This window comes from Sphingobium rhizovicinum, assembly GCF_042647625.1.
Classification (GTDB): Bacteria; Pseudomonadota; Alphaproteobacteria; order Sphingomonadales; family Sphingomonadaceae; genus Sphingobium; species Sphingobium rhizovicinum.
In genome coordinates this window covers 3,194,528-3,208,006 of sequence record NZ_JBHRVU010000004.1, presented here as the reverse complement: position 1 = coordinate 3,208,006, position 13,479 = coordinate 3,194,528, and the positions used below count along the sequence as shown (strand labels likewise).

14 protein-coding genes are annotated in these 13,479 nt (G+C 63.5%); 11 read left to right on the top strand and 3 right to left on the bottom strand.

What is annotated here, in order from left to right; translation table 11 throughout:
- Nucleotides 1–98: 98 nt before the first annotated feature.
- From ACFOKF_RS16855 to ACFOKF_RS16820, 8 genes are all read left to right on the top strand, one after another.
- Nucleotides 99–1,019: a heme o synthase gene (locus ACFOKF_RS16855; RefSeq protein ID WP_380797113.1), complete on the top strand. Its 921-nt coding sequence runs from the start codon at nucleotides 99–101 to the stop codon at nucleotides 1,017–1,019.
- Nucleotides 1,016–1,153, top strand: a complete 138-nt coding sequence (locus ACFOKF_RS16850; RefSeq protein ID WP_380797111.1) for a hypothetical protein — start codon at nucleotides 1,016–1,018, stop codon at nucleotides 1,151–1,153. The genes ACFOKF_RS16855 and ACFOKF_RS16850 overlap by 4 nt, the downstream gene beginning before the upstream one ends.
- The gene (locus tag ACFOKF_RS16845) at nucleotides 1,153–1,728 is read left to right on the top strand and encodes a cytochrome c oxidase assembly protein (protein WP_380797110.1); all 576 of its coding nucleotides are present in this window, start codon (nucleotides 1,153–1,155) and stop codon (nucleotides 1,726–1,728) included. Before ACFOKF_RS16850 ends, ACFOKF_RS16845 begins: the two co-directional genes overlap by 1 nt.
- Before the next feature lie 35 nt (nucleotides 1,729–1,763).
- The gene (locus ACFOKF_RS16840) at nucleotides 1,764–2,594 is read left to right on the top strand and encodes a cytochrome c oxidase subunit 3 (protein ID WP_380797109.1); all 831 of its coding nucleotides are present in this window, start codon (nucleotides 1,764–1,766) and stop codon (nucleotides 2,592–2,594) included.
- Nucleotides 2,595–2,769: 175 nt separating this feature from the next.
- Entirely contained in the window at nucleotides 2,770–3,414 is a 645-nt protein-coding gene (locus ACFOKF_RS16835; protein ID WP_380797108.1) for an SURF1 family protein, read from the top strand.
- 44 nt (nucleotides 3,415–3,458) lie between these two features.
- Entirely contained in the window at nucleotides 3,459–4,859 is a 1,401-nt protein-coding gene (gene thrC, locus ACFOKF_RS16830) for a threonine synthase (RefSeq protein ID WP_380797107.1), read from the top strand.
- 5 nt (nucleotides 4,860–4,864) lie between these two features.
- Nucleotides 4,865–5,734, top strand: coding sequence for a class I SAM-dependent methyltransferase (locus ACFOKF_RS16825; protein ID WP_380797106.1), 870 nt, complete (start codon nucleotides 4,865–4,867; stop codon nucleotides 5,732–5,734).
- An 81-nt stretch (nucleotides 5,735–5,815) separates the two neighbouring features.
- The gene (locus ACFOKF_RS16820) at nucleotides 5,816–7,696 is read left to right on the top strand and encodes a diguanylate cyclase (RefSeq protein WP_380797105.1); all 1,881 of its coding nucleotides are present in this window, start codon (nucleotides 5,816–5,818) and stop codon (nucleotides 7,694–7,696) included.
- Here ACFOKF_RS16820 and ACFOKF_RS16815 read toward each other — a convergent pair.
- The 3 genes from ACFOKF_RS16815 to rnd form a co-directional block, all read right to left on the bottom strand.
- Nucleotides 7,678–8,061 carry a nuclear transport factor 2 family protein gene (locus ACFOKF_RS16815; RefSeq protein WP_380797104.1) on the bottom strand — a complete coding sequence of 128 codons (384 nt, stop codon included), beginning with the start codon at nucleotides 8,059–8,061 and terminating at the stop codon, nucleotides 7,678–7,680. The two genes, ACFOKF_RS16820 and ACFOKF_RS16815, sit on opposite strands and share 19 nt — an antisense overlap.
- A 117-nt stretch (nucleotides 8,062–8,178) precedes the next feature.
- A complete protein-coding gene (locus ACFOKF_RS16810) occupies nucleotides 8,179–8,481 on the bottom strand; it encodes an I78 family peptidase inhibitor (RefSeq protein ID WP_380797102.1) in 303 nt (100 codons plus the stop codon).
- Between the two features lie 11 nt (nucleotides 8,482–8,492).
- Nucleotides 8,493–9,659 carry a ribonuclease D gene (rnd, locus tag ACFOKF_RS16805; RefSeq protein ID WP_380797844.1) on the bottom strand — a complete coding sequence of 389 codons (1,167 nt, stop codon included), beginning with the start codon at nucleotides 9,657–9,659 and terminating at the stop codon, nucleotides 8,493–8,495.
- Between the two features lie 128 nt (nucleotides 9,660–9,787).
- On the opposite strand from rnd, the gene aspS reads away from it, so the two are divergent.
- The 3 genes from aspS to ACFOKF_RS16790 all read left to right on the top strand — a co-directional run bounded on the left by aspS (nucleotide 9,788) and on the right by ACFOKF_RS16790 (nucleotide 13,459).
- Nucleotides 9,788–11,572, top strand: coding sequence for an aspartate--tRNA ligase (gene aspS / locus ACFOKF_RS16800; protein WP_380797100.1), 1,785 nt, complete (start codon nucleotides 9,788–9,790; stop codon nucleotides 11,570–11,572).
- Nucleotides 11,573–11,634: 62 nt separating this feature from the next.
- On the top strand, nucleotides 11,635–12,654 hold the full coding sequence (locus tag ACFOKF_RS16795) for an acyltransferase family protein (RefSeq protein ID WP_380797098.1): 1,020 nt from the start codon (nucleotides 11,635–11,637) through the stop codon (nucleotides 12,652–12,654).
- A 22-nt stretch (nucleotides 12,655–12,676) separates the two neighbouring features.
- On the top strand, nucleotides 12,677–13,459 hold the full coding sequence (locus ACFOKF_RS16790) for a polyphosphate kinase 2 family protein (protein WP_380797097.1): 783 nt from the start codon (nucleotides 12,677–12,679) through the stop codon (nucleotides 13,457–13,459).
- The last annotated feature ends 20 nt before the right edge of the window (nucleotides 13,460–13,479 follow it).

Below are 13,479 nucleotides of genomic sequence, written 5' to 3'. Positions count from 1 at the left end.
GACCGCGCAACAGACAGGCGTTCCGGGGTAGGACCGTCTGTCCATTTGCCGGAATCGGCCCATGCCTGTATGGGGCGCGGCCGATGCAAGAGGAGTTTATGGCCAGTACGCCGATCATGTCCGGGGCAGCGACGCCCGCGATGCCCGCTCATTGGCGCGATTTCGTCGCGCTGACGAAGCCGCGGGTGATGACGCTGGTCGTCTTCACGGGCCTCTGCGGTCTGCTCGCCGCGCCTGGCCATATCCACCCCGTCCTCGCCTTCACTGCGATCCTTTGCATCGCGCTCGGCGCGGGCGCGGCCGCCACGTTGAATCAATGGTGGGAAGCGGACATCGACGCCAAGATGAAGCGTACCGCCAATCGTCCGCTGCCCGCCGGCCGCATGGACCGGCAGGCGGCGCTGCATTTCGGCGTCGGCCTCTCCTTCTTCTCGGTCCTGCTGATGGGCGTCGCGACCAACTGGCTCGCCGCCGCCGTCCTGACCGTCTCCATCCTCTTCTACGTTTTCATCTACACCATCTGGCTGAAACCCCGGACGGCGCAGAATATCGTCATCGGCGGCGCGGCCGGCGCCTTCCCGCCGATCATCGGTTGGGCGGCGGTGACGGGCGACATCGGCGCGCTGCCGGTGGCGCTGTTCATGCTCACCTTCTTCTGGACGCCGCCGCATTTCTGGGCGCTGGCCCTGTTCGTGCGCCCCGATTATGCCGCCGCCGGCATCCCGATGCTGCCCGTGGTCGCGGGCGAGCGGGCCACGCGCCGTCAGATATGGCTCTACACCGCGATCATGGCCGCGGCCGCGCTGGCCCCCGTCCTGATGCGCCTGACCGGCGTCCTCTATGGCGTCGTCGCGCTGGCCGGCACCGGCCTGTTCGTTGCGCTCGCCTTTCAGGTTTATCGCAGCCGCGAAACCGACCCTGCCCGCATGACGGCGGAACGGCGGCTGTTCAAATATTCGATCCTCTATCTTTTCCTGATGTTCGGGGCAGTGGTCGTCGACCGCTGGCTGCTGGCATGACGCCGGAAGATCAGGATCAGATCCGCGCCCGGCAAAAATCGCGCGCGCTCGTCACCGGCCTGCTGCTGGGGTTCCTCGCCATCCTCTTCTTCGCCATCACTTTGGCGAAGATCGGCGCGAGCCATAATATCTGATGGCCACGCTCCCGCCTTCGCCTTTCGACCGTGACCGGCGCAACCGCCGGACTTTGGTGACGATGGCGCTGGTGGGCCTCGCCATGCTGGGCCTGGGCTTCGCCTCGGTCCCGCTCTATCGCATCTTCTGCGAACAGACCGGTTTCGGCGGCACCACCCGCCGGGCGGAGGCGTCGACCAGCGTGAAGGTTGCGACCGGCCACACTTTGTCGATCCGTTTCGATTCGAATGTCCAGCCGGGCATGCCCTGGCAATTCTATCCCGAACATCCGACCGACACGGTCACGGTGGGCGCGAAGGACATGGCGATCTTCGTCGCAAAGAACATGTCGGACAAACCCGTCACCGGCACCGCCAGCTTCAACGTCACCCCGACGCAGGCGGGCGCCTATTTCACCAAGATCCAGTGTTTCTGCTTCACCCAGCAGACATTGCAGCCCGGCGAGGAGGTGCGCATGCCCGTCCTCTATTATGTCGATCCGAAAATCCTGGACGACCCGGACAATCGCGACACGCAAGAGATAACGCTCAGCTACACTTTCTACCCTGTTGAGCAGGGGAAGAAGGCAAGCTAAGCAAAGGATAAAGAACAGGAGCAGGGAAGACGGTTATGGCAGGCGCGAAGAATCACGATTATCATATCCTTCCCCCCAGCATCTGGCCGTTCTTCGGCTCCATGTCGGCGCTGGTCATGGCGCTGGGCGCCATCATGTGGATGCACCCCGACGCAATGGGGCCGGGCGGCGGCTGGATTTTCCTGCTCGGGCTTGGCGGCGTGCTGTTCACCTTCTTCAGCTGGTGGGGCAATGTGATCGCCGAAGCCCATGCCGGCGATCATACCCCGGTGGTGCAACTTCACCTGCGCTACGGCATGATCCTGTTCATCGCATCGGAAGTGATGTTCTTCGTCGGCTGGTTCTGGGCCTTCTTCGACTTCGCCCTGTTCCCCAGCGCGCTCGCGCCGATCGAAGGACTGTTCCCGTCAAAGGGCGTGGAGGTGATGAACGCCTTCGAACTGCCCTTGCTCAACACGCTGATCCTGCTCTGCTCGGGCACCACCGTCACTTGGGCGCATCATGCGCTGATCCACGGCGACCGCGACGGCCTGATCAAGGGGCTGTGGTGCACCATCATCCTGGGCGCGATCTTCTCGTGCATCCAGGCATATGAATATGCCCATGCGCCCTTCGATTTCGGCGGCAATCCGTACAGCTCGGCCTTCTACATGGCGACCGGCTTCCACGGTTTCCACGTTCTGGTCGGCACCATCTTCCTGATCGTCAATCTGGTCCGCGCCTATAAGGGGCACTTCACCCCGCGCCAGCATTTCGGTTTCGAAGCCGCCGCCTGGTACTGGCATTTCGTTGACGTTGTGTGGCTGTTCCTGTTCGTCGCCATCTATGTCTGGGGCGGCTGGGGCGCACCCATCCATGGCGGTTGAGGCACCGGCCTGCTTCTGAAAACATCATTGGCCGGGGCACATGCTCCGGCCATTTTCTTATGGAAATATTTGGCGCCTCACATAGAAGCCGTTCGGGCTGAGCCTGTCGAAGCCCCGCTCTTTTCCTGAAGAAAGAACGGACTCTACCCGTCTCGATGGACAACAAGGACCGGCCATGACCGATCAGCCCGCCAAAGCCCGCATCCCCATCATCCCGACAATCCTTGTCGCGCTGGCGGTGCTGACCATGATCGGCCTTGGCGTCTGGCAACTCCAGCGCCGGGCGGAAAAGGAGCAGGCTCTGGCGTTGATGTCGAACAACACACGCCTGCCAGCCATCGCCTTCCCAAGGTTTGGTGCCGATTTAGATCACTACCGCTTTCGACGGTCGAGCCTCGTTTGTCTCGATACACAGTTTGTCGAGATGGTCGCTGGCAAGGCGCGCAACGGAAAGACCGGCTACCGCGCGATCATGGCGTGTCGGACGGGTGCGGAAGGGCCGGGAGCCTATGTCGATGTTGGCGTATCTCCATCGCCATCACTGCCGGAATGGCAGGGTGGCGCGGTGCAGGGCGTAATCGCCCTTAAACCGACGTCCCAGTCGATTTGGGGGCGAATGACCAACGGGGCTGTCGTGGACGAGCCGTTGTTGATTGCAGATGAGCCTGCACAAGGCCGGGTGCCGACATCGCCACCAAATATCTCCGACATTCCCAACAATCATCTCGCCTATGCGGTGCAATGGTTCTTCTTCGCGGCCGTGGCGGTCATCATCTATATTCTCGCCCTGCGTCGCCGGAACGCCACAAAAGCCGCCTAAATGCTTGCTCCGCAGGCCGGGTGTCGCTACCGCGCTTTCCCATTATGCAATATCAGAGCACCAGGGGGAGCGCGCCCGCGCTCGGTTTTGAAGATGTGACGCTGGCCGGGCTGGCGTCCGATGGCGGCCTGTATCTGCCGACCAGCTGGCCGGCCTTCACCGCCGATCAGATTCGCGCCCTCTCCGGCCTCTCCTATGTCGAAACCGCCGTGCGGGTGATGACGCCCTTCGTCGCCGGTTCGCTGACGCAAGAGGAACTGCGGGAACTCTGCGCCGCCGCCTATGGCCGCTTCAGCCATCAGGCCGTGACCCCGCTGGTTCAGCTCGACCATCAGCATTGGGTGCTGGAACTCTTCCATGGCCCGACGCTCGCGTTCAAGGACGTCGCGCTCCAGCTGCTCGGCCAGCTGTTCGAACGCTTCCTCTCGCGCCGCGACGATCACATCACCATCGTTGGCGCGACCTCGGGCGACACCGGCTCGGCCGCGATCGATGCGGTGGCGGGCCGCGCGAAGATCGACATCTTCATGCTCCATCCCGAAGGCCGCGTGTCGGACGTTCAGCGTCGCCAGATGACCACCGTGCTGGCCCCCAACGTCTACAACATCGCCATCGACGGCAGCTTCGACGATGCGCAGGCGCTGGTGAAGGCGATGTTCAACGACGTCGCTTTCAAGAGCCGCTTCAACCTGTCCGCCGTGAACAGCATCAACTGGGCGCGGCTGATGGCGCAGGTCGTCTATTATTTCTACGCCGCCGTGCGCCTGGGCGCGCCCGATCGCGCAGTCGCCTTCTCCGTCCCCACCGGCAATTTCGGCGATGTGTTCGCCGGCTATGTCGCGGCGCAGATGGGCCTGCCGGTCGACAAGCTGATCGTCGCGACCAACGTCAACGACATTCTTCACCGCGCGCTGGCCGAAGGCGATTACAGCCAGGGTCAGGTCGTGCCGACCGCCACGCCCAGCATGGACATTCAGGTCAGCTCCAACTTCGAACGCCTGCTGTTCGACGCTGGCGGCCGCGACGGCCTTGCGCTCGCTGATCAGATGCGCGGGTTCGAAGCCAGCAAGGCGATGCGCCTCACCAACGCCCAGCGCGAAGGCGCAGCCGCCCTCTTCTCCTCCTCGCGCGTCGATGCCGATGGCATGACCATGGCGATGCGCTGGGCCTATGACGCGGCGGGTCAGATCATTGATCCGCACAGCGCCATCGGTCTGGCCGCCGCCCGCACCGCCGGGGTGGATGCTTCCATCCCCGTCGTCACGCTGGCGACCGCCCATGCCGCCAAATTCCCCGATGCGGTCGAACGCGCCACCGGCACTCGTCCGCCGCTGCCTTCGCGCGTGGGCGATCTCTTCTCGCGGGAAGAAAGCTACGCCAAGCTGCCCGGCACGTTCGAAGCGATCACCGCTTACGTCGCCGAACGCGCGACCCCGCGCGGCTAAGCCCCTTGGAACTCAAGACCCTCATCGGTGAGCCTTGGTCGGATTACGGCCTGCTGGATTCGGGCGATGGGCGAAAGCTGGAGCGCTATGGCCGCTTCCGCTTCATTCGTCCCGAACCGCAGGCGATGTGGAAGCCCGCGACGACCGACTGGAAGGCGGACGGCGAATTCATCCCGGGTTCCGATGAAGATGGCGGCGGCCGCTGGTATTATGACAAGCCCGTCCCGGCCGAAGGCTGGCCGCTGCACTGGAAGGAAGTAACCTTCCAGTCGAGCTGCACCCCCTTTCGCCATCTGGGCTTCTTCCCCGACATGGCGCCCATCTGGGACGAACTGCGCGCCACCTATGCCGACAAGCCGGACGCAGAGGTGATGAACCTGTTCGGCTATACCGGCGTCGGCACGCTGGCCCTGTCGGCTGGCGGCGCGCGCATGGTCCATGTCGATGCGTCAAAGAAATCGGTGGCGCAGGCCCGCGCCAATGCCGCGCTGTCGGGCATGGACGATCGTCCCGTCCGCTGGATCGTGGAGGACGCCGCCAAGTTCGTCGCCCGCGAAGTGCGCCGCAACCGCCGCTATGACGGCATATTGCTCGATCCGCCCAAATATGGCCGTGGCCCCGATGGCGAAGTCTGGCGTCTGGAGGAGGATCTGCCCGGCCTCATCGCCAATTGCCGTGCGCTGCTCGACGCGGACAGCCGCTTCCTGTTCCTGACCGTCTATGCGGTGCGCATGTCGGCGCTGGCGATCGGCGAATTGCTGCGTCAGGCGTTCGCCGACCTGCCCGGCACGGTCGATGCGGGCGAACTGGCGGTGCGCGAAGAAGCGCGCGGCATTGCCCTGCCGACCGCCATCTGGGCGCGCTGGCGGCGCTGACGCCACCACACGGTTCGGCGCAAAAGTGGAAATTCGTTAACCAATACCGAATAACGTCGCGGCTCACCAAAAAGGTCGCGCATGTTCTCCTCTCTAACCGCCCGGATCGCTGCTTTTGGCATGCTGGTCATGATCGCCCTTGTGGCGCTCATCTGGATGCTGGTCGACGCATCGACCCAGACCCGTGACAGCTTTCGCTGGGTCACGCATTCGGCTGACGTGATCGAAACGATGGACGATGCGCTCGCTGCCCTGCGAGAGGCTGAATCGGGTCAGCGCGGCTTCGTGCTGACGCGCAACGCCAGCTTCGCCGATCCGGCCGATGCGCGCATCGTCGCCGCGCATGACGCGATGGCGCGCCTGACCCGGCTCACCGCCGACAACCCGACCCAGAATATGCGGGCACGCGAACTCAGCAGCCTGATCGAGCGCCGGATCGGCCTGTTGCGCGGCACGCTGGCGCAGGCGCGACGCGGCGATTTCGATCAGGCGCGCGCCAGCATTGCGGCGGGCGGCGGCCGCGATCTCATGACCATGGTGTCGCTGCGCGCGGACAGTTTCCTGGCCGAGGAACGGGCGCTGCGCGTGACCCGAATCGACGCGGCGGATCGTCGCCTGACATGGGTGCGGCAACTGGCGCTGGTCGGCGGGCCGCTCTTTGCGCTGCTGATTTGCGCGATGTCGCTGCTGCTGATCTGGGGCATTCGTCGCCCGGCTGGCCATATTCGCCGGGCGATGACCGCATTGGGGCAGGGGGATCGCAGCGCGCGCGTCACCGGCATGATGGGATCGCAGGAATTTGCCCAGCTGGCGGACGGCTATAACGCCATGGCCGATCATTTGCAGGCGGCGCTCGCGGATCAGGGGCGCAGCGAACAGGAGCTGAAGGCCGCGCATGGCGCCTTGCTGCGCAACAGCGATACGCTGCGCGAACGCGGCGAAGTGATCGAATTGCTGGGCGGCATGGCCCACCGCATGCAGGCCGCCCGCACCGATGATGAACTGGCGCAGGTCATCGGCGTGTTCGTGCCGCGCGTGCTGCCCGGTATCGCCGGCGGCCTCTACGCCCATAATAACAGCCGCAACCTGCTGGTGCCGGTGGCGGGATGGGGCGGCTATGTGCCGCAGGCGGACGGCTTCGCCCCGGACCAGTGCTGGGCCTTGCGCCGGGGGCAGGCCCATTTCGTAGCGGAGCATGGCGGCGACATCGTCTGTTCCCATGTCGACCCCGACGCCATCTATCATTGCGAGCCGCTGCTGGCCGGCGGCGAAGTGATCGGTACCCTCTATCTGGAGGGCGTGGTGGAGGACGAGCATCGCTTCCGCCTGACCGTGATGGCGGAAAATATCAGCTCCGCACTGGTCAACCATCGCCTGCAACGCGGCCTGCGCGAACAGACGATCCGCGATCCGCTGACCGGCCTGTTCAACCGCCGCTATATGGAAGAAGCGCTGGCGATCGAGATCGCCCGTTCCCGCCGCTCGGGCATCCCGCTCAGCGTCGTCATGTGCGACGTCGATCATTTCAAGCGCTTCAACGACGAATTTGGCCATGATGCCGGCGACACCGTGCTTCAGTCGGTCGCCGCCGAAATGCGCAGTCGCTTCCGCGATGGCGACATCGTCTGCCGCTATGGCGGGGAGGAATTCACCATCATTGCGCCTGGCACCACGGCGCAGGCGCTGTCGGCGCGGGTCGAACTGCTGCGCAAGGGCATCACCGAAATCGTCCTGCGTCAGGGCGGCCGGGCGTTGGGATCGACCAGCATGTCCTTCGGCATCGCCACCTGGGACGATGCGATGGCGCGCGACGGATCGACGCTGCTACAGGCGGCCGACGCGGCGCTCTATCGCGCCAAGCGCAGCGGCCGCAATCGCATCATCCTCGACACGCCCGAAGCCGATGACGATGCGATCGACCTTATTCCCGCGCCGGCTCCCGCTCAGGCAAGCGTCAGGTAAATCTCCGCCTCGATCACCCATGCGCCGCCGACCTCGCGCCATTTGGCGCTATAACGGCCGGACGCCTGCGTGACGCCCGCGACCACGCCCCGCCAATGGCCATGCTCCATGGCGATCGGTTCGACCGGGGATGCCTCGATCGTCTCGGGCGTGCGGGTATAGATCATCCGCTCTTTCGCGGCGAACTCCCGTTTCCACGCCATCAACTGCGCCTTGCGCCCGCTGATGACCGCGCTGTCGGTGCCTGTCACCATCACCACGTTCATGGCAAGCAGCGGCCCGATGGCGTTCAGGTCCGCCTCCGCCAGCGCCCGGTTGAACGTCGCGCGCGCCATACGGATGGCCAGATCGGCAGTGGCAGTCATGGAAAATATACCCTGCTAAACCGTTCGGCCCTTCGACTTTGCTCAGGAGAGTTTGTCGAAGCCCCGTCCTTCTTTGAGAGAACGGCCCTTCGACTGGCTCAGGGCGAACGGAAATGTCTAACCGCAGCGCGCGGACGTAATCACCATCGCATCATCATAGCTGACGGTCAGCCGGTCGGGCCGGAAATCCATGGTCATCGCCATGCCCGGCCCGCCCCAACGCAGCGTCTTTGCGCCCGACGCCTTCAGCAAGGCCGCGCCGGTGTCGGCGCTCGCCTTCTGCCCGACAAAGCCATCCAGCCCGTCATTACGGCATGGTCCTTCGGCGGATGCGGCGGGCGGCGTGTCCGGTCCCTGTTCGCCCGCGCCGGCGCAACCCGCCAGACACAGCGCCATCAGGCCCGTACCGATCATCCGCATCGCCGCTCTCCTTATTCCGTGCGCGTCATCTTCAGCCGGCCATTTTTGACCGCAAAGGCCATGCGTCCTTCGACCAGATCAACCGCGTCGCGCCCAAATTGTTCATAGCGCCAGCCTTGCAGGATGGACAAATCCTCGCGCACGCCCGCCGCCAGCGCGTCAATATCGTCGCTCCGCGCGATCAGCCGGGCCGCGACATTGATGTCGCGCGACCGGATCTTGAGCAGCAGCTTGAGCAAATCCGCCACCAGGGCGCCATCCTTGCCCAGCCCCGGCCGGCGCGGTTCGCGATCGGGCATTTCGTCGCGGCCGAGCGGCTGATGCTTGGCCAGCGCATTCATCAGGCGCGCGCCAATATCGTTGGTCCGCCATGTGGCGGAAAGGCCGCGCACCTTGCCCAGATCCTCCTGCGCGCGCGGCGGATGGCTGGCAATGTCGGCCAGCGTTTCATCCTTCACGATGCGCCCACGCGGCAGATTCTTGTCCTGCGCTTCTTTTTCGCGCCAGGCGGCCAGCGCCTTCAGCCGGCCCAGAACATCGGGCTTCTTGCTGGCGATGCGCACGCGCTGCCACGCATCCTGCGGATTATTTTCATAATTGGACGGATCGCTGATCCGCTCCATTTCCTGATCCAGCCAGTCGCCGCGCCCGGTCTTGCGCAGTTCGTCCAGCATCTTGGGGAAAATCTGAATGAGGTAGGTGACGTCGCCGATCGCATAGTCGATCTGGCGCTTGTCCAGCGGCCGCCGCGCCCAGTCGGTAAAGCGCGCGCCCTTGTCCAGCTGCACGCCCATCCACGCATCGACCAGATTGCCATAGCCGATCTGTTCGCCCAGCCCCAGCGCCATGGCGGCAATCTGGGTGTCGAACATCGGATGCGGCGTCTTGCCGGTCAGGTTGTGGACGATTTCAATATCCTGCCCGCCGGCATGGAAGACCTTGAGCACATCCTCATTATTGACCAGCAGGTCCAGCAGCGGCGTCATGTCCAGCCCCGGCGCCTTCGGATCGATCGCCGCCGCCTCATGCGGGTCGGCGACCTGCACCAGGCACAGTTCGGGCCAATAGCTGTTTTCGCGCATGAACTCGGTGTCGACGGCGATATACGGGGATTTCGCGATGCGGGCGCAGAAATCGGCAAGGGTCTTGCTGTCGGTAATCAGCGGATGAATTTGCATATGGTCTTCGATCTTATTATGGGCTGGCCCGTCGCTCACGGGCTCGTCAATGCTTGACAGGACCGGGCATAGCGACGCTGCAACAGTTTGTCATTTCCGTAAAACGCATCTGAAAGATACAAAACGCCATGCACGCCTATCGCACTCACACCTGCGGCGCCCTGACGACAGCCGAAGTCGGCAATCAGGTCCGGGTATCGGGCTGGGTGCATCGCAAGCGCGATCATGGCGGCGTATTGTTCGTCGACCTGCGCGATCATTATGGCATCACCCAGATCGTGGCGAAGGCGGACAGCGATCCGCTCCGTGCGCTGGAAAGCCTGCGCCTTGAATCGGTCGTGACGATCGAAGGCGCAGTGGTCGCGCGCGCCGCCGAGGCGATCAACCCCCGCATGGTCACCGGCGAGATCGAAGTCGTGGCCGACAGCGTCACCATCCTGTCGACCGCCGCCGAACTGCCGCTGCCGGTGGCCGGCGAACAGGACTATCCCGAAGACATCCGCCTGCGCTACCGCTTCCTCGATCTGCGCCGCGAAACGCTGCACGCGAACATCGTCACCCGCACGAAGATCATCCGCGACATGCGCCGCCGGATGGAAGATGCCGGCTTCACCGAATATTCGACTCCGATCCTGACGGCGTCGTCGCCCGAAGGCGCGCGCGACTTCCTCGTGCCCAGCCGCATCCATCCCGGCAAATTCTACGCCCTGCCGCAGGCGCCCCAGCAATATAAACAGTTGCTGATGGTCGCCGGCTTCGACCGCTATTTCCAGATCGCGCCCTGCTTCCGCGACGAAGACCCGCGCGCCGACCGCCTGCCGGGCGAATTTTATCAGCTCGATCTCGAAATGAGCTTCGTCACGCAGGAAGATGTCTGGAACACGATGGAGCCGGTCATCGCCAGCGTGTTCGAGGAATTTGCCGAGGGCAAGCATGTGACCCCGGCGGGCAGCTTCCCGCGCATCCCGCACGCCGAAGCCATGCTGAAATATGGCAGCGACAAGCCCGACCTGCGCAACCCCATCCTCATTCAGGACGTGACGGATCATTTCGTTGGTTCGGGCTTCGGCATCTTCGCGAGCCTGGTCGAAGGCGGCGCACGCATTCGCGCCATTCCCGCGCCCGGCGCTGGCGCTGGCAGCCGCAAATTCTTCGACGACATGAATGTCTGGGCGCGTGGCGAAGGCTATTCGGGCCTTGGCTATATCAACATCAAGGATGGCGTGCCCGGCGGCCCGATCGCCAAGAATCACGGCGAAGAAGCGACCGCCAAGCTGATCGAAGCGCTCGGCCTTGGTCCCAATGACGGCGTCTTCTTCGCCGCCGGCAAGGAAACGCAGGCCGCCAAGCTCGCTGGCCTCGCCCGCATCCGCGTTGGCGAACAGCTTGACCTGATCGACAAGGATCGGTTCGAACTCTGCTGGATCGTGGACTTCCCCTTCTATGAATATGATGAGGACACGAAGTCGATCGACTTCGCCCACAATCCCTTCTCCATGCCGCAGGGCGGTCTGGACGCGCTGAACGGTCAGGACCCGCTGACCATCAACGCCTTCCAATATGACATGGTCTGCAACGGCTATGAAATCGCGTCGGGTTCCATCCGTAACCAGTCGCCCGAACTGATGGTCAAGGCGTTCGAAAAGGTCGGCCTCAGCCAGCAGGATGTGGAGGAACGCTTCGGCGGCCTCTATCGCGCCTTCCAATATGGCGCACCGCCCCATGGCGGCATGGCCGCTGGTGTCGACCGCATCGTGATGCTGCTGTGCGGCGCGCAGAATCTGCGTGAAATCACGCTCTTCCCGATGAACCAGCGCGCCGAAGACCTGCTGATGGGCGCGCCGAGCGCCGCCGAATTCAAGCAGCTGCGCGAACTCCATGTCCGCGTCGTGGAGCCGCAGACGAAGGGTTGATCGATCCTACTTGTTCCTGTCCTCGCGTCTGTTAGCTTTGCTGACCGGGGGGACAGGCGGCTTTGGCTATATCGGAACAGTATCGTCCGCAACTCGATGGCGTGCGCGCCTTTGCCATAGGCGGGGTGCTCTACAGCCATTATTGGGACGAGGGGTCGATGTTCGGGCATGTCGGCGTCCGGCTGTTCTTCGTCCTGTCCGGCTATCTCATCACCTTGATGCTGATCGAGAATCTGGATCGGCGGGCCGATGGCGGCGGGCAACCGCTGTGGCATTTCTATGTTCGGCGCGCCCTTCGCTTGTGGCCCGCCTACATGCTCATCCTGGGGCTGGCGGCCCTGCTGGACTTGCAGAATATTCGCGATACATTCTGGTGGCATTTCTTTTACGCCACCAATTTCCTGTTCGCCATCACCAATGAATGGCAGCCATGGACGACGGCGGGCTGGTGGTCGCTGTCGGTGGAAGAACAATTCTATCTTGTCTGGCCGGCGCTGTTGCTGGTCACGCCCCGGCGGTGTCGGGAAATCATGGCCCTGACATGCTGTGCCCTGGGCGTGGCCGTGCGCATGAGCATCGCCCCCGACACGGTCGCCTTCACGACCCTGCCGTTCAATTCACTCGATGCCCTGTCCGGCGGGGCGCTGCTCGCCATGGTCGATCATCGCGGCAAATTGTCCCGCTGGTTCCCGCTGGTGACGCCGATCGCCGCCGCGGCGATCATATTGTCTTGGCGTTTTTCGGGATGGTTCATCCTGCATGTCGATGAAATGCTGTTCGTGATCCTGTTCATGGGCATCGTCGCCTTTGCCCGGCACGGACATGGCGGCCCGGCCCAGTGGATTCTGGGCAACCCGGTTACGCGCTATATCGGGCGCATCAGCTATGGCATGTATCTCTATCACCTGTTCGCCATGGCGATCCTGCTGAAATATGGATCGCCCTATTTTGACATGTTCCAGCATCGCGGCTGGGGGCTGATGCTGTTTGGCAGCATTCTCACCATATTGATCGCCACCTTGTCCTGGTATCTGGTCGAAGCGCCGATGAACCGGCTTAAGAAGCGCTTTCCATTCCCCTGATGATCATGGCATTGTGGCATCCATGACCATCGACCTTGCCGATTACGAACAGGGCGCGAAGTATAAGGGCGATTATGCGGCGGACCTCGCCGCCCTTCAGCATCGCCTCGCCAAGATTCAGGTCGCGCATATCCTGCATGGCCGGCGCAGCGTCATCCTGCTGGAAGGGTGGGACGCGGCAGGGAAGGGCGGCATCATCAAGCGGATGAGCGCTGACTGGGATCCGCGCTATTATCAGGTCCATCCCATATCCGCCCCGACGCAGGAGGAGCGCGACCATCATTTCCTCTGGCGCTTCTGGACCCGCCTGCCCGCCAGCCGCAACATCGCCATCTTCGACCGCAGCTGGTATGGCCGGGTGCTTGTGGAGCGGGTCGAGGGCTTTTGCAGCAAGGCCGACTGGAAGCGCGGCTATGACGACATCAACGCCTTCGAAGCGCAACTGGCGCAGGCCGGCACCCATTTCGTGAAGCTGTTCGTTCACATCACGCAGGAAACGCAGGATGAACAGCTTGCCCAGCGGCTCGATACGCCGTGGAAGCGATGGAAGACCGGCGCCGACGATTATCGTAACCGCGCCCGTCGCGCCGACTATCTCGACGCCATGCACGCCATGTTCAAAAAGACGAACAGTAAGGTCGCGCCCTGGCAGGTGATCGACAATAATCATCGCAAGGCCGGCCGGATCGCCGCGCTGACCCATGTCGCCGATCGGCTGGAGGCGCTGGTGCCGATGGATTTCCCCGATGCCGATCCCGCCGTCGTCACATTGGCGCGCGCTGCCTTTGGCTATAAAGGCAAATAAAAACAGTTACTTGTAACAAA